Below are 25,266 nucleotides of genomic sequence, written 5' to 3' on the forward strand. Positions count from 1 at the left end.
CGTGCCAGCGAATTCATGGCGGTTTTCCGTCCATCTGCCGGCCAACAGATCACAAGATGATCAGAGTTTCGGCGTAGTGATGCGTTCTTAGGCAGTCTTGCGAGGAGACGGCCGGTGTTGCCGGCGGAGCTGCCATCGGTCGATTGCAGTTCCACCGCTGGCCCATTTTGTGCACAATTCCGGATCGGCATCCCGCCGCCTTCCAGCCGAACCGATTGCAGCAATGACCCTCGCCGCCCCCGCCAAGCCGGCCCGCCGCCCCTCCAGCGGGCGCAGCAGCGCCGAAGCCCGCATCGTCCGCAGCATCGGCGAGGCCATCGCCGACCGCCGGCTGCCGCCCGGTACCAAGCTGACCGAGGAAAGCCTGGCCGAAGCCTTCGGCGTCAGCCGAGAGCGGGTGCGCAAGGTGCTGCTTCTGCTGGCGCAGCGCCGGGTGGTGACGCTGATCCCCAACCGCGGCGCCTTCGTCGCCAAGCCGACGCCTCGGGAAGCGCGCGAGGTGTTCGAGGCCCGTCGGGTGATCGAGCGCGCGATCATGGAGCGGCTGGAGCGGATGCCCCGCCCGCTGCCGCCGGAGATGCTGGAAAGGCTGCGCGACCATGGCGCGCTGGAGGATGCGGCGGAACGGGCGGCCGACCGCAAGGCGATGATCCGGCTGTCCGGCCAGTTCCACCTGCTGTTGGCGGAATTCGCCGGCAACGCGACGCTGACCGGTATCCTGACCGACCTGATCGACCGGTCCAGCCTTGCCATCGCGGCGTTCGAACGGCGATCGTCGCACACCTGCTCGGCGGAGGATCACCGCCGGCTGATCGCGGCCCTGGTCGGCAACGCACCGGGCGAGGCGCTGGCGCTGATGATCGAGCATCTCGACGAGGTCGAACGCCAGTTGGATTTGGACGCGAAACCCGACATGCGCATCGACCTGAGGGCGATCTTCGCCGACGAACCGGCCTGACGTGGACAGGCCACTGGACAGGGATGCGCCGTCGGGGGTTCCAGGTAAAAGCCCGGCCCTCTACAGTGGCCGCAATAATTCGCTGGAATCCACCGACGAAGGCATCCGATGAAGCCCGCTTCCGATACCCCGTTCCGCGTCCGGGCCATCCTGTTCGACATGGACGGCACCCTGATCGACACCAAGGGCCCGGTCGAACGGGCGTGGCGTGCCTGGGCCGCCCATCACGGCATCGATCCCGACGCCATCCTCGCCGTCGCCCATGGCCGCCGCACCATCGAGACCGTCCGCCGCTTCGCCCCCGCCGGCCTCGACATCGAGGAACAGGTGCGGCTGGTCGAGGACCGCTACATCAACGACGCCGATGGCGTCGTCGCCGTGCCCGGCGCACGGGAACTGCTGGCGGCTCTGCCGCGGAACCGCTGGGCGGTGGTGACCTCCGCCCCGCACGGAATGGCGGAAACACGCATCCGGCAGGCCGGCCTGCCCCTGCCCGATCTGTTGATCGGCGCCGACGACGTCAGCCACGGGAAACCCGATCCCGAGGGCTATCGCAACGCCGCCGTGACGCTGGGTTTCGAGCCGGGCGAGACGCTGGTGTTCGAGGACGCCCCGCCGGGCCTGGAGGCGGGACATGCCGCCGGCGCCTGGGTGATCGCGCTGACCACAACGCTGCGGCCTGACGAGCTTGCAGGGAACCTGTGCCTGCCCGATCTGGCCGCGGTGCGGGTGCGGGTCGATGAGGACGGGTTGGAAATCACGGCGTTGGGCGGGGCATCCGGGGGCTGATCGAGACGGCGGACCGTCCCGGTCATCCGGCGTCCGCCGCCCGCCAGCCGCCATCCACCCAGGTCCCGCGAACAGTCAGGTCCGGGCGCAGCAGCACCAGATCAGCACGCCAGCCCGGCGCGATTCTGCCGCGCTCTCCGGCCATGCCCAGGAATTCCGCCGGGTAGAGGGAAGCCATGCGCAGGCATTCTTCCAGCGGCAGGCCGATCAGACTGCCGGCGTTGCGCACCGCCGCCGCCATGTCGAGGTCGGCACCGGCCAGCGTGCCGTCGGCCAGCACCAGCCGGCCGTCGCGGCGGTGAATGGTCCGGCCGTTCAGCTCGAAACTCGAGGCATCGGTGCCGGTCGGCGGCATGGCGTCGGTCACCAGCATCATCCGGCCGCGCGGCCGGGCGGCCAGCGCAGCACGCATCATCAGCGGATGGACATGGTGCCCGTCCACGATCAGCCCGCACCAGGGCCGCCCGTCGGCGAGCGCCGCGCCGGCCGGGCCGGGCTGGCGGTTGGCGATCCCGGGCATGGCATTGAAGAGGTGGGTGACGCCGCGCACACCGAGGTCGAAGGCCCGCACCACCCGCTCGGCGTTGGCCATGGTATGGCCGACCGACAGGATCACGCCGGCCGCCATCAATCGCGACAGCGCCGCATCCTCCACGCATTCCGGCGCCAGGGTCAGCAGCACCCGCCCGCCCTGCATCCGCGCCGGCAGGCCGCAGAGGAAGTCCAGATCCGCGTCGTCGGGAGTACGGACGAAGCGCGGGTCGTGGGCGCCCGCCCGCTGCGGGCTGATGAAGGGGCCTTCGAAATGGATGCCCAGCACGCCGCCACCCGGCCGGGCCACGGCGTCCACCGCGGCCTCGGCGGCGGCGCGGTGGCAATCGGGGGTGTCGGTGATGACGGTCGGTAGCAATCCGGTGGTGCCGAACCGCCGGTGTGCCGCGACGATGGCGAGCGCGGCATCGGCGGTCGGCTGTCCATTGAACAGAATTCCGCCACCGCCATTCACCTGGATGTCGAGGAAGCCTGGGGCCAGCAGATCGCCGGGATCCAGCGCCACGCTGCGGTCCGCCGCCGGCGGGCTGCGGCCGGGCGCCACGATGTCGAGGATCCGGCCATCCCCGACCAGCAGGCCATGGCCGTCGAGGATGGTCTCGCCGGTGAAAATCCGGGCACCGGTCAGGAACTGTCGCATCGGGCGGTCTTCGTCGCTTGGACAAGGGTGGGCCGCCGGCCTGAAGCAGACCGGGGGGGCTGTGGCAGTTCTTAGACCCAACCGCTGGCCCCCCGCAACGCCGCCGGACGGTGCCCGCCCTATTCCGCCGCTCGCCGTCCGCCGGGCAGCAGGCCGGTCAGCGCGCCGGCCAGCGCTTCGGCATCGTTGCCGACGATCAGGTCGAGGCCGCCGGCCCCCAACCCCATCACCGCGCGGACGCCGGCCCGCTTCAACGCCTCGGCATTCGCCTTGCCGGAGTCGGCCAGTTCCACCCGCAAGCGCGTGGTGGCGAAGGCGGCAAGGGTCTTGATGTTGCCGGCCCCGCCCAGCGCCTCGGCGATGCGGGCGGCACGCTCGACCGGGAGCGGAGCCGCCTCGGCCTTGGCTGCCGCCGGTAGCGCAGCGGGCTGGAGGACAGGCTGGGGGGCGGGCGCATCGTCGGCATCGGCGCTGGTGGAGTGCAGATACTCCTGCATCTCGGTCTTCAAATTCTCGGAAAGGGTGCCGAACACCGCCTGCACGCTGTCGCGCACCCGCAGCACGCCGGACGCGCCCATGCCGCGCAGCTTGGCCTCGTCGACGCGGGCCGGGTCGCGCACCACCACGCGCAGGCGGGTGATGCAGGCGTCGAGGTTGGCGATATTGCCCCGCCCGCCGAAGGCCAGCACCAGGTTGCGCGCCCGCCCGCTGCCGACGGCACTGCCGGTCGCGGTATCCGCGGCCTCGTCGCTCATATCCTCGCGCCCGGGGGTCTTCAAATTCAGCGCCTGGATGGTGTAGCGGAACACGACATAATAGATCGCCGCATAGACCGGCCCCAGGATCAGCACCAGCCACCATTTCTGCGAATAGGGGCTGAGCACGTTGAACAGCACGAAGTCGATTCCGCCCTGGGAGAAGGTGAAGCCCATATGGGCGCCCAACGAGTTCATGATGAACTGCGAGGTCGCCGCCAGCACCGCATGGATCAGGTAGAGCACCGGCGCAAGGAACAGGAAGGAGAACTCGATCGGCTCGGTGATGCCGGTCAGGAAGGAGGTCAGCGCGGCGGAGATCATGATGCCGCCGACCCGCACCCGGTTCTCAGGCTTGGCGGCGTGCCACATGGCGATCGCGGCAGCCGGCAGGCCGAACATCTTGAACAGGAAGGCACCGGACAGGATGCCGGCCGTCGGGTCGCCTGCGAAATAGCGGTTGATGTCGCCGTGGACCACTTGGCCGGCGGCGTTTTGGAAGGACCCGATCTCGAAGAAGAAGGGCACGTTCCAGATGTGATGCAGGCCGAAGGGGATCAGCAGGCGCTCGACGAAGCCGTAGATGGTCGCCGCCAGCCTCGGGTCGTTCACCGCCGCCCAGTGCGAGAAGCTGTCGATGCCGCCCTGGATCGGCGGCCAGATCACCGACAGCACCACACCCAGCACGATGGCGGCCAGGGCGGTGATGATGGGCACGAAGCGCTTGCCGGCGAAGAAGCCGAGGTAGGCTGGAAGTTCGATCTTGTAGAAGCGGTTGAACATCGCCGCGGCCAGACCGCCGGCCAGGATGCCGCCGAAGACGCCGGTTTCCATCGCCTTGATGCCCATGACGGTCTTGGGCTCCATGCCCCAGACCCCGGCCATCACACCCAGCGTCGCCAGCATCACGACATAACCGATGGTGGCGGCAATGGCCGACACGCCGTCATTCTCGGTATAGCCGAGCGCCACGCCGATGGCGAAGATCAGCGGCAGGTTCCCGAAGATGACGTCGCCGGAATTCTTCATCAGCATCGACAGGAGCGGCGGCATCCATTCGAAATTCGCCGCGCCGATGCCGAGCAACAGGCCGGCGACGGGAAGCACCGCCACCGGCAACATCAGCGATTTGCCGATCTTCTGCAAAAACGCGAAAGGATTCAATGCCATGGTGGATCTCCGGCGATTTTTCCGGCGGCGGAACCAAAGCCCCCGGTTGACGAGTATACAACCGACACCAAGGATAGGTTTCAGGACATAAGCGGCAAAGCCGGAACGGCAAGGCTTGCGGCTTATCCCGGATGCGCCGGGAGATATTAGGCCCGGGGTGCGGATTGGCCGCAGGTTCCCGCCTTTTCCGGACAGGTGCTTGCGACAATCTATATCCGGGCTTGTGCCCGATGCCATGCGGCGTCTGCGCACATACGCCATGACGCGGGAGCTGTGACACTATGGCTGCCGTTCCGCTGTGAAAGCGCCCGCCAGGGTCGAAGCGTCACGAAAGAGGACCACACTCATGACCGCGATCACGCTTGCCGCACCGCTGGCCGGATGGGCCATGCCGCTGGAAGAGGTGCCCGATCCAGCCTTCGCCCAGGGGCTGGTCGGCGCCGGCATGGCAATCGACCCGACCGTGAACGAATTGCGCAGCCCCTGCGACGGCGTCGTGCTGTCGATCCATCGCGCGCGCCACGCCTGCACGGTACGCGCCACCGGCGGGGCGGAGGTGCTGCTGCATCTGGGCATCGACACCGTCGGACTGAACGGCGAGGGCTTCACCGCCCATGTCCGGGATGGGCAACCGGTGAAGACCGGCGACCTGCTGATCGGCTTCGACATGGATCTGGTCGGCAGCCGGGCGCAGAGCCTCGTCAGCATGATGGTGGTGGTCAATGACGGCTTCACCATCGACGGCCGCACCGTAAACCGCGAGATCGCGGCGGGCGAGACGGCGATGACCGTGCATGGCGGATCGGAGGCTGCGGCCGCTCCCGTCGCGGCGGCCTCCGGCGGGACCGCCGAACGCTCGGTGATCCTGCGCATCGCCCACGGCCTGCATGCGCGGCCAGCGGCGGCACTGGTCGCCGCCGCCAAGGCCCATCCCGGAGCCGTCACCATCCTGTGCCGCGACCGCAGTGCCAATGCCAAGAGCGTCGTCGCCCTGATGGGACTCGGCACCACACTGGGCGACCGGCTGACCGTGCGGGCCGGCGGTGCCGGTGCGGAGGGCGTGGTCGAGACCATCGCCGGTCTGATCGACAGCGGTCTCGGCGACCCGCTGACTGAGATGGGCGCCGAGCCACCGGCCGGAGCAGCCGCACCAGTGGCCGCACCAGTGCCCGCTCCGATGCCGCCCGCCGCGGAGGAGGAGGCCGGACCGCCCTTCGCCGAGGGCGAGGAGGTGCTGTTGAAGGGCACCATCGCCGTTCCGGGACAGGCGGTCGGCACCGTCGTCCGCCGCTTCAGCAGCAGGATGCGGGTGGCGGAGGAGGGCGAAGGCCCGGCGGTGGAGGAACCACGGCTGCGCCGGGCGCTGGAAACGGTGACCGCCGGTCTGGCCGAGTCGGCCCGCCGGATGCCGGAGCATGCCGCCATCTTCCAGGCCCACCGCGAGTTGCTGGACGATCCGGAACTACTGGACGGCGCCCTGGCCGACATCGCCACGGGCAAGAGCGCGGACTGGGCATGGCAGCGCACGGCGCAGCTTCAGGCCGATGCGCTGGCCGCGCTTGCCGACCCACGGATGGCCGAGCGCGCCGCCGACCTGCGCGACCTGGAACGGCAGGTTCTGGCCGCGCTGTCCGGCAAGGCGCCGAACGTCGGGCTGGCCGACCTGCCGGCCGGCAGCATCGTGCTGGCCGACGAGATCCTACCGTCGGAGCTGGCGGGCGTCCCCGCCGGGCGGCTGGCCGGCATCGGCATGGCGCATGGCGGCCCGACCTCGCATGCCGTCATCCTGGCGGCGGCATTGGGCGTGCCGACCGTGGTGGCGCTTGGCCGGCAGGCGGAGCGGGTGCCCGACGGCGCCCCCGTGGTGATCGACGGCAACCGCGGCGAACTGCATGTCTCCCCGCCGGAGGATATGCTGGCGGCGACCCGGACGGCGGTGGCCGCCCGTGCCGTCCGGCGCGAGGAGAACCGCCGGCTGGCCGGCGAGGACTGCCGCATGGCCGACGGCACCCGGATCGAGATCTTCGCCAATCTGGGCCGGGTCAGCGACGCCCCCGGCGCGGTGATCGAGGGAGCGGAGGGCTGCGGCCTGCTGCGCACCGAGTTCCTGTTCCTGGAGCGCCAGTCCGCGCCCAGCGAGGACGAACAGTACCGCCAGTACCAGCAGATCGCCGACGCGCTGGAAGGCCGGCCGGTGGTCATCCGCACGCTGGACGTCGGCGGCGACAAGCCCCTGCCCTATCTGCCGCTGCCCAAGGAGGAGAACCCGGTGCTGGGCCTGCGCGGCGTCCGGGTGGGCCTGCGCGAGCCGGAGCTGCTGCGTGCGCAGATCCGCGCCGTCCTGCGGGTAAAGCCGGTGGGTGTCTGCCGGATCATGGTGCCGATGATCGCCTCGCCGTCCGAACTCCAGGCGGTGCGGACGATGGTGGACGAGGAGCGGGCGGCGCTCCGCCGGGCGGAGCCGATCGAACTCGGTGCGATGATCGAGGTGCCGGCTGCGGCGCTGATAGCCGACCGCATCGGCGCGGTGGCCGACTTCCTGTCGATCGGCACCAATGACCTGACCCAGTATGTGCTGGCGATGGACCGCGGCAACCCGTATGTGGCGGCCCAGCTCGACGCGCTGCATCCGGGCGTGCTGCGGCTGATCCGTCAGGCGGTGACCGGGGCCGCCGTCCATGGCCGGACGGTGGCGGTGTGCGGCGGCGCCGCCTCCGACCCGATGGCGGCGCCGCTGCTGATCGGGCTGGGCGTGACCGAGCTCTCGGCGACCCCGGCGGTGATCGCCGACCTGAAGGCGCAGATCCGCGGCCTGCGCCTGGAGGACTGCCGCCGCGTCGCCGAGGCGGCGCTCGCCACCGACAGCGCGGACGAGGTGCGGCGGCTGGTGGCGGAGGCATGGCCGGTGATCTGAGGCAAAGACTTTTTCCCGAGCAAGGCGCAACGGCATGTCACCGGGGCCGCCCGGCACCTGAATCCGGAAGGCTCCGACCTGTGGTCGGAGCCTTCCGGAGATGGCAAGAAACGGGTCAGCCACGCAGGCCCAGCTACCGCGCCCGGCGGCGCATCCGCGACAGCATCGCGGCGAGCACGAAGCCGCCGACCAGCCCAAGATGTTCGAAGAAGGCGTTGGTCGCCATGAAACGCTCCTGGCCGGCCATGGTCCAGAAATCGTTGGCGACCAGCGCCGCCAGCACGGTGAACACGCCGAGCGCCCCGGCCCCCAGCCACAGCGCGCGGTCCAGCAGGATCAGCAGCGGCCCCACCAGTTCCACCGCTATGGTCAGCGCCGCCCACAGCTCGGGCGGGTGCATCCCGAAATGAGCCTGCTCCGCCACCGCCCCCGGCCAGTCGGCGAGCTTGACCAGCCCGCCGAGCAGATAGGCGCCGACCAGCGCCAGACGGGCCAGCAGCCAGGTCCCGTCCCAATCGAGGATACGATCCAGCAGTCCCTCTGCCGGCCGTTCGAGATCGCGCAAGGTCATGGTACTGGCCCTCCCAACTCTCAAACCGCCCAGCAGCCGCAGCCGAGCGCACCCCAGAAGGACTGCACGTCGGCGGCCGGGACGTCGGCGGCATAGGCCGCGGCATGGTCGTGGCCGTGGACGCCGCAGCCGGTGGCGCAGCCGCAGGCCGACGCCAGCGCCCGGCGCTGGTCGCCCGCGCTGTTCTCGGCCGCCTTGTAATAGCCGCCGAAACTCCGCACCGGGGACCAGTCGGGCATCGGCTTCGGCAGGTCCGGCGCCAGCGGGCCGTAATCGCCCTCGCCATGCACCACCTTGCCGCCCAGCATGGTCAGGACCGAGCCGAGATGGGCGATCCGGTCCTCGGAAACCGAGAAATAGTCGTCGGACAGCACGGCGAGGTCGGCAAGCTGGCCGGCCTTGATCTGGCCCTTCTTGCCCTGCTCGTTGGAGAACCAGGTATTGGCCTCCGTCCACAGCCTGAGCGCGGTCTCGCGGTCCATCAGGTTGGCGCGGGGATAGAGGCCGAGCCCGCCCACCGTCTTGCCGGTCACCAGCCAGGACAGCGAGACCCAGGGGTTGTAGCTGGCGACACGGGTCGCATCGGTCCCGGCGCCGACCGGCAGGCCGGCCGCCATCATCTTCGCGATGGGCGGCGTGCGCTCGGCCGCCTTGGTGCCGTAGCGCTCGACGAAATACTCGCCCTGATAGGCCATGCGATGCTGAACGGCGATGCCGCCGCCGAGCGCGGCGATGCGGTCGATGTTGCGGTCGCTGATCGTCTCGGCATGATCGAAGAACCAGTGCAGCCCGTCGAACGGGACGTCGCGGTTGACCTTCTCGAAGACGTCGAGCGCGCGGTCGATGGTCTGGTCGTAGGTTGCGTGCAGCCGCCAGGGCCAGCGGTTCTCGGCCAGCAGCCGGATCACCGGCTCCAGGTCGCCCTCCATGGTGGGCGGCATGTCGGGGCGGGCGACGCGGAAATCCTCGAAGTCGGCGGCCGAATAGACCAGCATCTCGCCGGCGCCGTTGTGGCGGTAGCTGTCGTCGCCGTCGCCCGGCTTCACCTTGGAGGCCCAGCCGGCGAAATCGGCCAGCTCCTCCTTCGGCTTCTGGGTGAACAGGTTGTAGCTGATGCGCAGGGTCAGGTCGCCGTCGGCATGCAGCTTCTCGACGATGGCGTAGTCGTCGGGATAGTTCTGGAAGCCGCCGCCGGCATCGATCACCCCGGTCACGCCGAGCCGGTTCATCTCGCGCATGAAATGGCGGGTCGAGTTCAGCTGGTACTCGGGCGGCAGCTTCGGCCCCTTGGCCAGCGTCGAATAGAGGATGGTCGCGTTGGGCTGGGCCAGCAGCAGCCCGGTCGGGGTGCCGGCCGCGTCGCGCACGATCTCGCCGCCCGGCGGGTTGGGCGTATCCTTGGTGTAGCCGACGGCACGCAGCGCCGCCGCGTTCAGCAGGGCGCGGTCGTAGAGGTGCAGGATGAAGACCGGCGTATCGGGGGCGGCGGCGTTGAGTTCCTCGATGGTCGGCAGGCGCTTTTCGGCGAACTGGTGCTCGGTGAAGCCGCCGACGACGCGGACCCATTGCGGCGGCGGGGTGATGGCGGCTTGCCGCTTCAGCATCGCCATGGCGTCGGCGAGGCTGGGCACGCCGTCCCAGCGCAGTTCCATGTTGTAGTTCAAGCCACCGCGGATGATGTGCATGTGGCTGTCGATCAGGCCGGGAATGACCCGCCGGCCCTTGGCGTCGATGACCTGCGCGTTCGGATCGGCGGCGGCCCGCACCTCGCTTTCGGTGCCCACGGCGAGGAAGCGTCCGTCGCGGATGGCGACGGCGGCGGCCTGCGGGTTGGCGCGGTCCAGCGTGGTGACCTTGGCATTGACGAGGATCACGTCGGCGGCGGTGGCTTCGGGCATGGCGGCTTTTCCGGTTCGTGGCGCGAGGGTGGACGGCAGCGGGGCGGCGAGCGGGGAAGCCGCCGGGATCATACCTTCTCGCCCTTGGCCGCAGCGTCGGGCGGGGCTTCGGCGCCGGCCTGCGGACCCAGCACATGGCGGGCGCAATCGGTCTGGATGAAGGCGACGACCGGCTCACCGGCGATCAGCCGCTTGACGACCGGCACGACCTGTTCGCCGACCAGCATGCCGAGCAGCCCGATCAGGGCGATGGTCGGCGGCGCCGGCGAGCGGACACCGATCAGGGCATAGATGACGCCGACCAGGATGCCGGCGCCGGCCGAGAGAAGATAGGGCATCACGGTTCCGGACTCCTGGGCAAATGGGCTTATGGCTGGACAGGGAAACCGGCGCCCGGCACGGGCCGGGCGCCGGATTTACGATCAGGCGTGCTCGTGGCTGGCGGCGCCGATCACCTTGTGCGGGAACTCACCGCGCTGCGGCGCCTTGTGGACCATGGTGTAGGCGTAGTCGACGCCCATGCCGTAGGCGCCGAAATGCTCGCGCACGATGTCCATGACGCCGTTGTAGGTGCCGCGCTTGGCCCAATCGCGCTGCAGTTCCAGCAGAACGGTGACAGAGGTCATCGAATGGGCGCCGGCCTGCTCCATGCGGCGGACGGCGGCGTCATGCGATTCCTGCGAGGTGCCGCCCGACGCGTCGGTGACGATGTAGACCTCGAAGCCCTCCTCGATGGCGCACAGCGTCGGGAACAGCAGGCAGGCTTCGGTCCACAAGGCGGCGATGACCAGCTTCTTCTTGCCGGTCGCCTTGATGGCGGCCACCAGGTCTTCCGAATCCCAGCTGTTCATCGAGGTGCGCTCGATCGGATCCTGCTTCAGGACGTCCATCAGTTCCGGCCAGATGTAGCCGGAGAAGCTCTCGGTCTCCACCGCGGTCAGGATGGTGGTCGCACCGAACAGCTTGGCGGTCTTGGCCAGCGCGATGGTGTTGTTCTTCAGCTGCTGGCGATCGATGCTGACCACACCGAACGACATCTGCGGCTGATGGTCGATAAAGAGGAAGACGGTGTCGTCGGCGTTGATGAGCGACTTGGCATGGAAGGTCATGGTCGTTTCCTGTGCGTGGGTTCTGAAGGAAGGGAGCGGCCGTCATGTCGTCGGCGCCGTCTGACAGGACTGTCGCACCGGTGGCTTGACGGGACAATTCCGCAAATCAGAACATGATTGTTGCGTATATAGATACAGTGTGCCGCCAGCGGGTCAGGCCCGGATGAAGGCAAGCAGTTCCTCGTTCACGATGTCCTTGTGCGTGGTGCAGAGACCATGCGGAGCGCCGGCGACGACCTTCAGCGTGCCCTTCGGCAGCAGGGCGGCGGCGGCCTTGCCGGTGGTGGCGAGCGGGACGATCTGATCGTCGTCGCCGTGCAGGACCAGCGTCGGCACGATCATCTTCTTCAGGTCTTCGCGCTGGTCGGTCTCGGAGAAGGCCTTGACGCACTCGTACTCGGCCAGCAGACCGCCCATCATCCCCTGCAGCCAGAAGCTGTCGATGACGCCCTGCGACACCTTGGCGCCGGGACGGTTGTAGCCGTAGAAGGGGATGGTCAGATCCTTGAAGAACTGGGACCGGTCGGCCTTCACGCTGGCGCGGATGCCGTCGAACACCTCCAGCGGCACGCCGTCCGGGTTCCAGTCGGTCTTCACCATGATCGGCGTGATGGCGCCGATCAGCGCCGCCTTGGCGACGCGCGACACGCCATGGCGGCCGATGTAGCGCGCGACCTCGCCGCCGCCGGTGGAATGGCCGACATGAACGGCGTTCTTCAGGTCAAGCGCCTCGGTGACGGCGGCCAGATCGTCGGCATAATGGTCCAGGTCGTTGCCGAATCCCGGCTGCGACGACCGGCCATGGCCGCGGCGGTCATGGGCGATGGCGCGGTAGCCATGCTGGGCCAGGAACATCATCTGGTCTTCGAAGGCATCGGCGGTGAGCGGCCAGCCATGGCTGAAGACGACCGGCTGGCCCGTCTGCGGACCCCATTGCTTGACGTGGATCTGCACACCGTCCTTTGTGGTGACGTAGCTGCCCTGGAGCATGGGTCTGGTTCCTTTGGTCGGGTCGTTGGAGTCAGTCTTCGTTCCTGCCGCGGCGGCGGAGCCAGCGAGCGTGCCCAGCAGACCACCGCCGGCAACTGCAAGGGCGGCGCTGCCGGAAAGGACCGTCCGGCGCGACGGATGGAAATCCTGGATGGTCATGCAAAATCCGTCGGGTGCCGCGCCGGTCGGAGGGGCCGGCGCGGGGTGTCTTTCGATGAACGCAGGGTAAGAAAAAGACCGAAGGGGGGATTGCCTCTTCGGAACCGCTTTTGCCGGTTCTGCGCATCCCGCCGTCCGGAACGCAAAAAGCCGGCCCCCTCGGAAGAGGGCCGGCAACCGGTCTTCAGCAAATGGGATGGGCTGTTTACGGCGCCGCAGCGGCCGGCACCGTCACCCAGGCGGCATCGCCGCGGCTGGACTCCACCGCGGCATGGATGAAGCGCACGCCGCGCACCCCATCCTCCACCGTCGGCAAGGGAACGGCATCGGGCGCCGGGCGACTTTCAAGCCGGGCGACGATGCGGTCGGCGGCGTCGCGGTAGATCTGGGCGAAACCCTCCAGATAGCCTTCCGGATGGCCGGCCGGGGTGCGCGAGATGGCGCTCGCCGCAGGCAGGCTGCCCGCCCCGGCGCGCAGCAGGGTGCGCGACGGCTCGCCCAGCGGGGTGAAGCGCAGCTCGTTGGGCTGTTCCTGCTGCCACTCCAGCCCGCCCGCCTCGCCGAAGATTCGCAGGCGCAGGCCGTTGGTCGTGCCGGGGCTGACCTGGCTCGCCCACAGCATGCCGCGCGCGCCGCCGTCGAAACGCATCATGATGTGGGCGTTGTCGTCCAGCCGCCGGCCCGGCACGAAGGCGGTCAGGTCGGCGGCAAGCGCGGTGCAGCGCAGCCCCGACACGAATTCGGCCAGATGGAAGGCATGGGTGCCGATGTCGCCGACGCAGCCGGCGGCACCGCTCCGTGCCGGATCGGTGCGCCATGCCGCCTGTTTCTGGCCGCCGGATTCCACATCGGTCGCCAGCCAGTCCTGCGCATATTCGACCTGGACCACTCTCAACCGGCCGAGCGCACCCGAAGCCACCATGGCGCGGGCCTGCCGGACCATAGGGTAGCCGCTGTAATTGTGGGTCAGCACGAAGACGAGATCGCGCCGCTGCACCAGCGCCGCCAGCTCCTCCGCCTCTTCCACGGTGTGGACCAGCGGCTTGTCGCAGATGACGTGGATGCCGGCTTCGAGAAATGCCTTGGCCGCCGGGAAATGCAGGTGGTTCGGCGTGACGATCGATACCGCGTCGATGCCGTCGGGCCGCGCCGCCTCCGCCGCCGCCATAGCGCGGAAATCGTCGTAGCAGCGGTCCGGCGCCAGGAACAGCTCCGCGCCGCTGGCCCGCGCCCGCTCCGGGTCGGAGGACAGGGCGCCGGCGACCAGCTCGTAACGGTCGTCGATCCGCGCGGCGATGCGGTGGACGGCGCCGATGAAGGCCCCCTGCCCGCCGCCGACCATGCCCAGCCGCAGGCGTCTGGACGACGCAGGTGTTTGATCCGGACTCATGATGCCCCTTTCCGTCACGCCAAACCGAGGATCCGGCGGTTGGCCGCCTCGTCGGTCCCGGCATCGGCGAAATCGTCGAAGGCGCGGTCGGTGACGCGAATGATGTGGTCCTGAATGAAGCGGGCGCCCTCGGCGGCCCCCTGCTCCGGATGCTTGATGCAGCACTCCCACTCCAGCACCGCCCAGCCGTCGAAGCCGTATTGGGTCAGCCTGGAGAAAATGCCGCGGAAATCGACCTGCCCGTCTCCCAGCGAGCGGAAGCGCCCGGCCCGGTCCTTCCACGGCGCATAGCCGGAATAGACGCCCTGCCAGGGGCTCGGGTTGAACTCCGCATCCTTGACGTGGAACATGCGGATGCGGTCGTGGAAGACGTCGATGTAGCCGAGATAGTCCAGCTGCTGCAGCACGAAGTGGCTGGGGTCGTACAGGATGTTGCAGCGCTTGTGCCCGCCGACCCGGTCGAGGAACATCTGGAAGGTCGTGCCGTCGAACAGGTCCTCGCCGGGATGGATCTCGTAGCAGAGGTCGCAGCCGGCCTCGTCGAAGGCATCGAGGATCGGGCGCCAGCGCCGTGCCAGCTCGTCGAACGCGGTCTCGATCAGTCCCGGCGGGCGCTGCGGCCAGGGATAAAGGTAGGGCCAGGCCAGCGCGCCGGAGAAGGTCGCGTGCGCCGTCAGGCCGAGGTTGGCAGAAGCCTTGGCCGCAAGGTACAGCTGCTCGACCGCCCAGGCCTGCCGCGCGTCGGGGCGGCCATGGACCTCCGCCGGGGCGAAGCCGTCATAGAGGGCGTCGTAGGCGGGGTGGGCGGCGACCAGCTGGCCTTGCAGGTGGGTCGACAGCTCGGTCAGTTCGACGCCGGCATCGGCAAGCGTGCCCCTGACCTCGTCGCAATAGGTCCGGCTGGTCGCGGCCTTTTCCAGGTCGAACAGGCGGCGGTCCCAACTCGGGATCTGCACGCCCTTGAAGCCCAGGCCGGCCGCCCAGCGGGCGATGGCATCCAGCGAGTTGAACGGGGCGGCGTCGCCCGCGAACTGGGCGAGAAAGATCGCAGGGCCTTTGATGGTCTTCATGGGTTTGGCTCCCCGGTTGTCGGGACGTGCCGGCCACCGTCCCCCACCCTAACCCTCCCCCGCTGGGCGGGGGAGGGAACTGGTGCTTGTTCGGGACAGTGGCGGCAGTCCCTCCCCCGCCCAGCGGGGGAGGATAGGTGGGGGTCTGACTTCGCCAGGGCTCAGTACGGCGAATCCGGGAAGTGGAACTCCTTGGCGTTCTCCTTGGTGATCAGCGACGACGGGATGATGTAGGTCGCCGGCAGCTTGTCGCCCTTCAGCCGGGCTTCGGCCGTCATCTTGATGGCGTCGTAGATGAATTTCGGCGAATAGGACACGTCGGCCCGGATGAGCGGGTTGGAGCCGTCGAGGATGGTCTTCACCATCGTCTTCGACCCGGCGCCGCCGAACACCTCCTTGATGTCGGTGCGCTTGGCCTGCTCGATCGCCTTCAGCACGCCGAAGGCCATGTCGTCGTCCGCCGCCCAGATGACGTCGATGTCCTTGAAACGGGTCAGGAAGTCCTGCGTCACCTTGAAGGCGTCGTCGCGGTTCCAGTTGGCGTATTTGGCATCCAGGATCTTGATGTCGGGATGCTGCTTCGTCACCGCGGTGAAGGCCTCCCAGCGCTCGTTGTCGAGCGTGGTCGGGATGCCGCGCAGGGCCACGATGTTGGCCTTGCCGTTGTATTTCTTGGCGATGTATTCGGCCGGGATGCGGCCGAAGGCGGTGTTGTCGCCGGCGATGTAGGCGTCCTGCGCGCTGGGATCGGTCAGGCCGCGGTCGACCACGGTGACATAGACGCCCTTCTTCTTGGCCTGCAGCACCGGCTGGGTCAGCGCCGCGGATTCGAAGGGGAAGATGACCAGCGAGTCGATCTTGGTCACCGTCACCAGATCCTGGAGCTGGTTGGCCTGCTCCGGCGCGCCGCCGGCGGTCTTGACCGTGATCTTCAGGGTGGGATGGGCCTTCTCCAGCTCCGCCTTCGCCTGGTTGGCCCACCAGACGATTCCGCCGGTGAAGCCATGGGTGGCGGCCGGGATGCTGACGCCCAGCTTCACCGTTTCCGCCGCCAGGGCGACGCCGCCGAGGCTGACCGTCGCCGCCATCGCCAAGCCCGTGCCCAGCACGACACGGCCCAAAACGGAACGGCGGGTGTAACGCACAACTTCCGACATGACGTTTCTCCTCCTTTTGTTTGTTTACGTGCGCCGACGCTGCAGGAAGGCGACGGCGATGATGACGCAGCCCTGCACCGCCGCGTTCAGGTACACGCTGATGATGCTGGTCAGGTTCAGGATGTTGGCGATGACCGACAGCAGCACGGCACCGATCACCGTGCCGGCGATCCGCCCCTCGCCCCCCTTGAAGGAGGTGCCGCCGACGATCACCGCGGCGATCGCCTCCAACTCCCACAAGAGGCCGGTGGTGGGGGAGGCGGAGCCCAGCCGCGGCACATACAGCACCGTGGCGATGCCGACGCAGGCCCCCAGCAACCCGTAGGTCAGCAGCTTCACCCGGTCGACGTCGACGGCGGCGAAGCGCGCCACCTGTTCGTTGGAGCCGATGGCCTGGACATAGCGGCCGAAGGCCGTCCGGTTCAGCAGCACCGCCCCGGCGACCGCGACCGCCAGGAACACCCAGACCGGGACCGGGATGCCGAGCAGGCTGCCGTAATAGACCGGGCCGTAGACCTCCGACAGGTCGTTGTCCAGCGTGATGGCGCCGCCGTCGGCCAGCCAGGTCAGCACGGCGCGGAAGATGCCGAGCGTGCCCAGCGTGACGATGAAGGGTTCGATCCGCCCGCGGGTGATGAGATAGCCGTGCGCCATGCCGAAGCCGCCGCCCAGCGCCACCGCGAACAGCATGCCCAGCGCCACCACCGCGAGCGGCGAACCGACCGCTCCCGCCAGCGCATTCATCAGCAGGATCATGCCGCCGGCGATCAGCGCCGCCATCGACCCGACCGACAGGTCGATCCCGCCGGAGATGATGACGAAGCACATGCCGATGGAGATGATCCCGATGAAGGCCGTGCGGGTCAGCACGTTCATCAGGTTGTCCCAGGTCGCGAAATCGGGGTTCAGCGCCGTGCCGACGATCAGCAGCAGCGCGAGCCCGATGACCGGCCCGAAACGGTGCGGGTCGAAACGCCTTGCGGGTTTGCGCGGCGCCGCGCGCTCCGGCTTGGCCTCAGTGACGGGTGTGGGTGCCGATGTCGGTCCCGATGGCATGGGCAATCAACTCCTCTTCGCTGAGCCGGTCGGCGGGCACGGTCGCGGTCACCCGGCGTCCGCGCATCACGATCACCCGGTGGCAGAGCCCGATCAGTTCGATCAGCTCCGACGAGATCACGATCACGCCGCGCCCTTCGGCAGCCAGCCGCGCGATCAGGAAATAGATGTCCCGCTTGGCGCCGACATCGACGCCGCGGGTCGGCTCGTCCAGCACGAAGACGCTAGGGCTCGGCTCCAGGAACTTGGCGATCGCCAGCTTCTGCTGGTTGCCGCCGGACAGCGACGACGCGATGCCCCCGGGGTCGCCGCGGATGCCGAAGGAGGCCACCGCATGCTCCAGCGCCTTGTCCTCCGAGGCCGGCGACAGCAGCGGATGGGCATGGTGGCGCAGCGTCATCAGGGTCAGGTTGTCGCGCAGGCTCATGCCGACATGCAGGCCCTTGCCCTTGCGGTCCTCGCTGAGATAGGTCAGGCCGCTGCGCATCGCCTCGCGCGGATTGCGCAGCCGCACCGGCCTGCCCTCGATCTCGACGGTGCCGGAACTGCGCGGGCGCAGGCCCAGGATACCCTCGAACAGCTCGGTGCGGCCGGCGCCGACCAGCCCGGCGAAGCCCAGGATCTCGCCGGGATGCAGCTCGAAGCCGACATCCTCGGCCCAGCCGGGCACGGTCAGGCCGCGCACCGCCATCAGCGGTTGGCCGGTGGTGGACACGATGCGCTTGTCCGGGAACATGTCGGTCAGCTCGCGGCCGACCATCAGCGTCGCCATGCGCTGGCGCGGCGTCTCGGACGTGGGGGCGCGGGCGACGAAGCGGCCGTCGCGCATCACGATCACCTCGTCGGTGATGCGCTCCACCTCGTCCAGCTTATGCGAGATGTAGACGATGGTCACGCCGTCCTGCTTGAGCCGTCCGATCAGGCCGAACAGCCGGTCGCATTCGGCCGGCGTCAGGCTGGCGGTCGGCTCGTCCATGATCAGCAGGCGGGCGTTGCGCAGCTGCGCCTTGGCGATCTCGACCAGCTGCTTCTCGGCGACGATCAGCTCGCGGACCTTGGTGTCGGGATCGCCGTCGAAACCGACCTGCCGCAGCGCCTGGGCGGCCCGTTCGCGCATCGCGCGCTCGTCCAGCAGCCAGCCGCGCCTGATCTCGTGGCCGAGGAACATGTTCTGGGTGACGGTCAGATCATCGGCGAGGCTCAGTTCCTGGTGGATCAGCACGATCCCACGCGCTTCCGCCTCGCGCGAGCTCTTGAAGCGCACCGCCTCGCCGTCGATGCGCAGCGTGCCGGCGGTCGGCGCGTGATAGCCGCCGAGGATCTTCATCAGCGTCGATTTGCCGGCGCCGTTCTCGCCCAGCAGCCCATGCACCCGGCCCGGATGCAGCTCGAAGCTGACGCCGTGCAGCACACGCACGGCGCCGAATTCCTTGATGATGCCGTCGAAGGCGACATGCAGGCTCATGGCGCCGCTTCCCGAAGCGGCCGCCCCGCCGGCCCCAACCCTGCGGCGGACGCGTGAAACACACCGTCCATGACGTTTCTCCCACTGCGGAGCGTGTCGTCCGGGATCTCAGTCCGGGGTGTCCGTCCGGAAACCAAGGGCGCCGCTTCGTCCGTTACGCTGATCTTATGCCCGCCCCTTTGACCGGACAATGGTCGACTTTGAACATAATTTGGCAAAAGTGGGCAGGCCGTGATAGGAAGGGGCGACCCCGAAATCAGCGAAAGGCCATTGGGCGATGGCATGGGACAATGGTTGACTGGCAACGCCTGTCGGACGGCGAGCGCACCCTGCTGGAGCGGCTGTTCTGGTCGGGCGGCCTGTCGCGCGGCGAGCTGGCGGCCTCGGTCGATTTCTCCAAGAGCAAGGCGAACCTCGCGATATCCAGCCTGATCGGGCGCGAGCTGATCGAGGAAGGCGGGGTGCAGCCCTCGTCCGGCGGGCGGCGGCCGGAGGTGCTGCGTCTCAGCCACCGGATGGGGGTGCTGGCCGGCATCGACATCGGCGCGACCAGCATCGACGTGGCGTTGCTGGCCCCCGACATGACCGTGCTGGATCACCGGTCGGAGCCGGCCGACGTCCGCGACGGCCCGGCCGCGGTGTTCGCCCGCGTGCGGGCTCTGCTGCGCGACGCGCGGGAGCGCTGCGGCATCGATGCCGCCCGGCTGCTGGGAATCGGCGTCGGGGTGCCGGGGCCGGTCGCCTTCGACAGCGGCATGCTGGTCAATCCGCCGCTGCTGCCGGGATGGGAGAGCTTCTCGATCCGCGACTGCCTGGCGCAGGATTATCCGGCACCCGTCTTCGTCGACAACGACGTGAACATCATGGCGCTCGGCACCCATTGGCGCCTGCGCGGCCAATTGCAGAATTTTCTGGTGATCCGGATCGGCACCGGCATCGGCTGCGGCATCATCTGCCACGGCTCGGTCTATCGCGGGCGGGACGGGTCGGCGGGCGACGTCGGCCATATCTGCGTCGATCCGGTCGGCCCGATCTGCCATTGCGGCAATGCCGGCTGCGTCGAGGCGATGGCGGCCGGCCCGGCCATCGCCCGCATGGCGGAGGAGGCCGCCCGTGCCGGCGAGAGCCCGCGCCTGAAGGAGCTGCTCGACCGCAACGGCCGCCTCACCCCGGTCGATCTCGGCACGGCCAGCCGGGCCGGCGACGCCGTGGCCAACGCCATCGTCCAGCAGGCGGGCGGGCTGGTCGGCCGGATGCTGGCGGCGGTGGTGAATTTCTTCAACCCGTCGCACATCTTCATCGGCGGCGGCGTCGCCCTGATCGGCCCCCTTCTGCTGGCCTCGATCCGGCAGAGCGTCTACCAGCGGTCGCTTGCGCTCTCCACCCGCCATCTCGACATCCAGTTCGTGCCGGAGATGGAAAGCGCCGGCGTGATCGGGGCGGCGGTGATGGCGGTACAGGAAACCATGCTGGCGGGCGCCGGTGTCAGGCCGCCCGCACCGCGGTGATGAAGGACGCGACTTCGCCACGCAGGGTTTCCGCCTCGCGCGCCAGGCTGCTGGCGGCGTCGAGCACCTCGGTCGCGGCGGAGCCGGTCTCCTGCACCGCATGGTTGACGCCGACGATGGTGGAGGACACCGCGCTGGTGCCGCGGGCGGCCTCGGTCACGTTGCTGGCGATGTCGCGGGTCGCGGCGCCCTGCTCCTCGATGGCTGCGGCGATGGCGCCGGTGATGCCGCTGATCCGGTCGATGGTCTGGCCGATGCCCTGGATGGCCTCCTGGGCGCCGCCGGTCGCCTGCTGGATCTCCCGCACCTTCGCCTGGATCTCGTCGGTGGCGCGGGCGGTCTGGGCGGCCAGCGCCTTGACCTCGCCGGCGACGACGGCAAAGCCCTTGCCGGCCTCCCCCGCCCGTGCCGCCTCGATGGTGGCGTTCAGCGCCAGCAGGTTGGTCTGGCCGGCGATGCTGTTGATCATCTCCACCACCTGACCGATCTGGTCGGCGGCGTCCACCAGGATGCGCATGGTGGCGTCGGTCCGCTCGGCCTGGGCCACCGCCTCGCCCGAGATGCGGGTGGAGGCCGCGACCTGACGGCCGATCTCCAGGATGGAGGCAGACAGCTCCTCCGTCGCCGAGGCGACGGTCTGCACGTTGGCCGACGCCTGCTCGGAGGCTGCGGCGACGGCGGTCGCCTGTGCGCCCGCCTGGGCGGCGGTGCCGGACATGGCGTCGGCGGTGCCTTGCATCTGCGTTGCGGCGGACGCGACGGTCTCGACGATGTTCATCGCCTTGGCGTCGAAATCATGCATCAGCGTTTCCAGCTGTGCCGCGCGCCGCTCCTTGGCCGCCCGCTCCCGCTCCTGTTCGGCGGCGAGCCGGTCGGCGGTGATCATGCTGTCGCGGAAGACGGTGACCGCCGCGGCCATGCCGCCGATCTCGTCGCCGCGGCCCAGGCCGGGGATCGCCACCGCCATGTCGCGTTCCGCCAGACGGCGCATTGCCTCGGTCATGGCGTGGATGGGTCCGCTCACCCGGTATTTGGCGACGACCAGCCCGGCGACGGTCAACACGACGGCGGCGGCCACCAGCAGCCCGGCGATGACGGCATCGCGCGCGGCACGCGCCGCCTGCGCCTCGGACCGGTCCACCATCAGATCCACCGCAGCCTGTGCGGCATCGACGATGTAGCCCTGGCTGGTCGTGTCCTGCCGGCGCAACGTTCCGATCTCCACCGGGGAGGGGCGCCCCTCGGCCAGCGCCGCCAGCACCGCCTTGCGCTGCTCGACCAGCGGACCTTCGAAATTGACCTTCGCCTTCTCCACCGCCTCGCGGATGGCGCCGGGCGTGTCGGGAAAGGCGGCGGATTCGGTCACCAGCGCCCAGGCCTGCACCATGCGGCCCGACGCCTCGGACACCGCCAGCGAGTCGGCCGGCGTCCAGGCCTGTCCGGTGGCGACCGCGGTCTGGATGCGGAGAGCCATGCCGCCGGCATTCAGGCGGGTGTTCCAGGCGGCACGCTTGATCGCCAGAAGGTGATCGACCACCGGATCGGCCAGCTTCAGCGAACCGTCGAGCAGGTCGGTGGCGGCGGTCAGCGCGTCCAGATAGGCGACCGGCACCGTCGCCCAGGCCACGGCAGCCGCCGGGTCGCGCATCGCCTTGCGCTGGCGGATCGCGGTGTCCGCCTGCTGGCGGAGGGTGGCCAGCCGGTCATGGGCGGCGCGCAACGCCCCGGCCGCCGCCGGCAGGCCCGGCAGGGTCAGCCCGTCCAGCTTGGCGGCAATGGCGGCATAGCCGGTTTCCGCCACCTCCCGGTTGGCGGCGATCTGGCGCAGGTCGCCGTCCCCGGCCGCCTCATCCGCCCCAAGCGCCGGCCCCACCAGCCCCCGTTCCAGCCGGATCGCCAGCAATGTGCGGAGCAGGTCGCGGCTGGTCTCGCTGAGCGCGGCCACCCGTTGGGCGTTGCGCGTGCGGTCCACCACGTCGATCAATGTGTGGGTGCTGGTTGCGATCAGCAGCAACCCTAGCGCTGCGACGACCAGTCCAAGGGTGGCGCGGATCGACAGCCGCGAAAGGAGCGTGATCATGGTCGATTCCCGTGTATGCGAAGAGGTTGGGGCCGGAGCTTGGGGGGGAGCCGCAGGGGGGCGTTCTCATGGGCGGCCGGGCTCGTCCGGACCGGTCTAGGACCGGCCCGTTGCCTAGGCTGGGATTTTCCATGAAGCCGAAACGCCGTTCCGGCATATCCCTTGTTGACGCGTTCTGGCGGCAGGCCCTGGCGACAGGATGAATCCCGCCTGCCCCGGCATTCTCTTTCACTGTTGATATATTAGTATTCTAGCGTAATTCCTGCCGATCAGGCAGAGTGTTTCAAAGGCATGGATCAAAATGCCGCAGCAGATCGAGGGCATGGCGAAAAGATCTTCGCTAGAACAGTCTGAACAAAGAAATCCTGCGGAAGGATGGCGGTTGCGCCGTAATGATCTGCGGAAGTCTTTGCTTCCAGCCGCGACCGGGCGCACAGGCGCATATCGGGCCAACTCAGTGTCCAGTCCTGCAGCAGGGAAGGCTTCGCACCGCCCCGCTCAGCCACCCCGCCCGGAACTTCCGCGGCCACCACCCGGCCCGGCCCCCGGTCCGCCACCCGGTCCTCTGCCGGACCGCCCCGGATGTCCGCCATGGAAGCCGCCGCCGCGGCCGAAGCCGCCTGCACCAATGCCCGGCCCGGTGCGCGGTCCATTCGCCGGCCCTCCGAATGCTCGGCCGGACCGGTCAGACGGCGATGCTGCGGACGGCGCGCTGGCGGCACGCCCAGGACCGGGAGTGCCGTCCGCGGCATCGCCTTGCGGGGCCGTGCCGTCACGGCCGTCGCCATCGGGTGGAGCCCCCCATCCGGCGCCGGGACCGGGGATGCCGAAACCGCGCGGGGTGCGCATGCTCTCGTTCGGAGCTTCCATGCCGGGTGCGTCCATGCCCGGCGGGCCGTCCGAGCGCATGCCCTCGCGCGCCAGACCGGCGGCACGCGCGGCGGCATCGGCGCCGGGAACCGACCGGTTGCCCATCCGGGGAGCGCCGAAGGCCCGGCTTCGGCCGATGTCGCCGCCGGACGTCACCACGCTGTCGATCACCATCCGGGCCGGAGCCGTCGTGCCGGCCGATCGTTCGATGCGCGGTCCGTCCGGCGTGGCGGTCTGCCCGGTTTCATCGACATAGGTCTCCACCGACAGTGTGTTGACCGTCGTTCCGAACGGGTTGAACGGATCCGGCGCCAGGGCCAGCGCCGATCCTCCCGAAGCGGCGGAGCCGGCGACCCGCACCAGGCTGCCCACCGCCGGCAGCACGCCATCCAGCGTATGGCCGCGCGCCAGCGTCAGTCCGGCCACGGTCAGGGTCGTGGGGGTGACGGCGTCGAGCCGTCCGCGCAGCACCCAGCCCGCGGCGGGATCCCAGGCCTCGACACGGCTGGCGTCGATCACGCCGTCGGGACGGCGCAGGCCGGAGACGGCGACCCAGCGTCCGGGGCTGAACGCCGTACGCCCCTCCGCGTCGGCGGCGTCGATGCGTTGGCCCATCACCACGCCGCCCGCCGGAACATCCTCGGCGGGCATGCCGGCGTCCACCCGCTCCACCGGGCCGGCCACCGCGAAGCGCACGTCCAGCGTCCGCGCCGTCAAGCCCGTCGATCCGCCGGCATCGGCCGTCATGGCCACGGTATGCCCGATCTGGATATCGGCGGGAGCCGCCGGCCTGCCTTCGATCCGCACCGGTGTGGTCGGCGGCAGATCGACCCGCAGCCCGTTCACCCAGACGCTGCCGAAGGCGGTGACGGTCCCGACGATCCCCGTCCCGCCGATCCCCCGGTCGGTGACGGCGATGCCGGTGCCGCCGATCCCGCGGTCGGCTGCCCTGTCGTCCGGCCCGGCATTCCAGGTCGGAGCGCAGCCGGTGGCGACCAGCATCAGCGTGAACAGAAGGGAGCGGGCTGAACGGCGGGTCACGATGCGGCCGCCCCCCCTCCGGTGGCGGGATCGCGATCGGGATCCGCGCCGGGACCGGCGGGACCAGTGGGAACGGACGGTGCCTCCCCCTCGTCATAGAGGTACAGGCCGGCGATGAAGCGGTGGCGCGCGTCGTCGCGGCCGGCATCTCCGTCGGCGAGGTCCGCCGCCATCCGATTGAGCTCGACCAGCATCGCCATGCCCATCCGGTCGGCCTCGCCACGCAGCACGGCGATGGACTCGGGGCTCAACCCGTCATAGGCCAGCGCCCGTTCCAGGAAGGGCGGCAGGCCGCCGGCCAGATTGTGGCCGGATGCCGCAAGGTGGTCGGCGAGATTGCGGCCATAATAATAGGCGAGCTTGTCAAGGTCGCCGCGCGGCACATGCGCCGCCTCGACGAGGTCGAGCAGCCCGTCCGCCCGCTCCGCCACCAGCCCGGCATGCAGCAGTTCATCCAGCAGGGCGCGGGGACGGATGTCCTTGCTGATGCCGGTGACCAGCGTTTCAAAGCTGGCCTCCCCTCCGGTCCTGGTGCTGCGGGGCAGAGCACGGGGGCGCCCGTCCGCGTCGCGATAGTCGGAATGCGCCAGCCAGCGGCTCAGCACCTGCGAACCCAGCGACGGCGCGGCGGCAGCCGCCTCTTCCGCCACAGCCCCGTCCGCCTTGGCGGGAGCGTTGCGGAACTGGCTGACATCCTTGCGGTGGACGCCGGTCAGCAGGGTGATGCGGCTGTCGGTCATCTGCTTTCCAGGCAGCGCGAAGGCTCGCTCCGCCACCTCGACATACACCGACTTCAGCAGGTTCGCCAGCATCGGCCAGGAGATGCCGAATCCGATCAGCGTCCGCACCAGCGGAACCAGCACCCGCCGTACCGCCGTCAGCACCGGCGGCGGCGGCGCGGCGGGTTGCCCGGGGGGGCCGACCATGCCGGTCCCGGACGCAGCGGTCCCTTTCGGACGGTCAGGATCGGGGCTGCGGGTCGGCACGCGCCAAACACTCCGGGACTGCGGGAACGGGACGCCATGCCTGTGGAGCGGGCCCCTTGGCTGACATCACCATAGCGCGGGTCGGCCGAAAGGGAATCACCTTTTCACTTGATGTGGGAAATTTTCCCACGCATCATG

19 protein-coding genes are annotated in these 25,266 nt (G+C 69.4%); 4 read left to right on the forward strand and 15 right to left on the reverse strand.

The window, feature by feature from the left end; translation table 11 throughout:
• Positions 1-223 precede the first annotated feature (223 nt).
• On the forward strand, positions 224-958 hold the full coding sequence (locus tag AL072_RS17540; RefSeq protein WP_052710096.1) for a GntR family transcriptional regulator: 735 nt from the start codon (positions 224-226) through the stop codon (positions 956-958).
• Between the two features lie 108 nt (positions 959-1,066).
• Positions 1,067-1,747 carry an HAD-IA family hydrolase gene (locus AL072_RS17545; protein ID WP_045582991.1) on the forward strand — a complete coding sequence of 227 codons (681 nt, stop codon included), beginning with the start codon at positions 1,067-1,069 and terminating at the stop codon, positions 1,745-1,747.
• Between the two features lie 22 nt (positions 1,748-1,769).
• On the opposite strand, the gene nagA is transcribed toward AL072_RS17545, so the two are convergent.
• Entirely contained in the window at positions 1,770-2,939 is a 1,170-nt protein-coding gene (gene nagA / locus AL072_RS17550; RefSeq protein ID WP_045582990.1) for an N-acetylglucosamine-6-phosphate deacetylase, read from the reverse strand.
• A 119-nt stretch (positions 2,940-3,058) separates the two neighbouring features.
• Positions 3,059-4,864: a PTS glucose transporter subunit IIBC gene (gene ptsG / locus AL072_RS17555; RefSeq protein ID WP_045582989.1), complete on the reverse strand. Its 1,806-nt coding sequence runs from the start codon at positions 4,862-4,864 to the stop codon at positions 3,059-3,061.
• A 346-nt stretch (positions 4,865-5,210) separates the two neighbouring features.
• Between ptsG and ptsP the strand changes: the two genes are divergently transcribed.
• On the forward strand, positions 5,211-7,778 hold the full coding sequence (ptsP, locus tag AL072_RS17560; RefSeq protein WP_045582988.1) for a phosphoenolpyruvate--protein phosphotransferase: 2,568 nt from the start codon (positions 5,211-5,213) through the stop codon (positions 7,776-7,778).
• 133 nt (positions 7,779-7,911) lie between these two features.
• Here ptsP and AL072_RS17565 read toward each other — a convergent pair whose 3' ends face one another.
• The 10 genes from AL072_RS17565 to AL072_RS17610 all read right to left on the reverse strand — a co-directional run bounded on the left by AL072_RS17565 (position 7,912) and on the right by AL072_RS17610 (position 18,643).
• Positions 7,912-8,349, reverse strand: coding sequence for a DoxX family protein (locus tag AL072_RS17565; protein ID WP_045582987.1), 438 nt, complete (start codon positions 8,347-8,349; stop codon positions 7,912-7,914).
• Positions 8,350-8,369: 20 nt separating this feature from the next.
• Complete coding sequence (locus AL072_RS17570; RefSeq protein WP_045582986.1) at positions 8,370-10,247, reverse strand: amidohydrolase; 1,878 nt, start codon at positions 10,245-10,247, stop codon at positions 8,370-8,372.
• 68 nt (positions 10,248-10,315) lie between these two features.
• Positions 10,316-10,585 carry a XapX domain-containing protein gene (locus AL072_RS17575; protein ID WP_245636833.1) on the reverse strand — a complete coding sequence of 90 codons (270 nt, stop codon included), beginning with the start codon at positions 10,583-10,585 and terminating at the stop codon, positions 10,316-10,318.
• 84 nt (positions 10,586-10,669) lie between these two features.
• On the reverse strand, positions 10,670-11,356 hold the full coding sequence (locus AL072_RS17580; RefSeq protein ID WP_045582984.1) for a hydrolase: 687 nt from the start codon (positions 11,354-11,356) through the stop codon (positions 10,670-10,672).
• A gap of 153 nt (positions 11,357-11,509) precedes the next feature.
• Positions 11,510-12,505, reverse strand: a complete 996-nt coding sequence (locus AL072_RS17585) for an alpha/beta fold hydrolase (RefSeq protein ID WP_082109031.1) — start codon at positions 12,503-12,505, stop codon at positions 11,510-11,512.
• A gap of 205 nt (positions 12,506-12,710) precedes the next feature.
• The gene (locus AL072_RS17590) at positions 12,711-13,895 is read right to left on the reverse strand and encodes a Gfo/Idh/MocA family protein (RefSeq protein WP_144428275.1); all 1,185 of its coding nucleotides are present in this window, start codon (positions 13,893-13,895) and stop codon (positions 12,711-12,713) included.
• A 14-nt stretch (positions 13,896-13,909) separates the two neighbouring features.
• Complete coding sequence (locus AL072_RS17595; protein WP_045582982.1) at positions 13,910-14,965, reverse strand: sugar phosphate isomerase/epimerase family protein; 1,056 nt, start codon at positions 14,963-14,965, stop codon at positions 13,910-13,912.
• A 161-nt stretch (positions 14,966-15,126) separates the two neighbouring features.
• Positions 15,127-16,122, reverse strand: a complete 996-nt coding sequence (locus tag AL072_RS17600; protein WP_144428276.1) for a substrate-binding domain-containing protein — start codon at positions 16,120-16,122, stop codon at positions 15,127-15,129.
• Positions 16,123-16,146: 24 nt separating this feature from the next.
• Positions 16,147-17,178 carry an ABC transporter permease gene (locus AL072_RS17605; RefSeq protein WP_045582981.1) on the reverse strand — a complete coding sequence of 344 codons (1,032 nt, stop codon included), beginning with the start codon at positions 17,176-17,178 and terminating at the stop codon, positions 16,147-16,149.
• The gene (locus AL072_RS17610; protein ID WP_045582980.1) at positions 17,138-18,643 is read right to left on the reverse strand and encodes a sugar ABC transporter ATP-binding protein; all 1,506 of its coding nucleotides are present in this window, start codon (positions 18,641-18,643) and stop codon (positions 17,138-17,140) included. The genes AL072_RS17605 and AL072_RS17610 overlap by 41 nt, the downstream gene beginning before the upstream one ends.
• 290 nt (positions 18,644-18,933) lie before the next feature.
• Between AL072_RS17610 and AL072_RS17615 the strand changes: the two genes are divergently transcribed.
• A complete protein-coding gene (locus tag AL072_RS17615; protein ID WP_045582979.1) occupies positions 18,934-20,151 on the forward strand; it encodes an ROK family protein in 1,218 nt (405 codons plus the stop codon).
• On the opposite strand, the gene AL072_RS17620 is transcribed toward AL072_RS17615, so the two are convergent.
• From AL072_RS17620 to AL072_RS17630, 3 genes are all read right to left on the reverse strand, one after another.
• On the reverse strand, positions 20,129-22,231 hold the full coding sequence (locus tag AL072_RS17620; RefSeq protein WP_045582978.1) for a methyl-accepting chemotaxis protein: 2,103 nt from the start codon (positions 22,229-22,231) through the stop codon (positions 20,129-20,131). The two genes, AL072_RS17615 and AL072_RS17620, sit on opposite strands and share 23 nt — an antisense overlap.
• 498 nt (positions 22,232-22,729) lie before the next feature.
• Entirely contained in the window at positions 22,730-24,142 is a 1,413-nt protein-coding gene (locus AL072_RS17625) for a DUF5666 domain-containing protein (RefSeq protein WP_045582977.1), read from the reverse strand.
• On the reverse strand, positions 24,139-25,068 hold the full coding sequence (locus AL072_RS17630) for a DUF6502 family protein (protein ID WP_045582976.1): 930 nt from the start codon (positions 25,066-25,068) through the stop codon (positions 24,139-24,141). Before AL072_RS17630 ends, AL072_RS17625 begins: the two co-directional genes overlap by 4 nt.
• Positions 25,069-25,266 lie beyond the last annotated feature (198 nt).

The organism is Azospirillum thiophilum, from assembly GCF_001305595.1.
Classification (GTDB): domain Bacteria; phylum Pseudomonadota; class Alphaproteobacteria; order Azospirillales; family Azospirillaceae; genus Azospirillum; species Azospirillum thiophilum.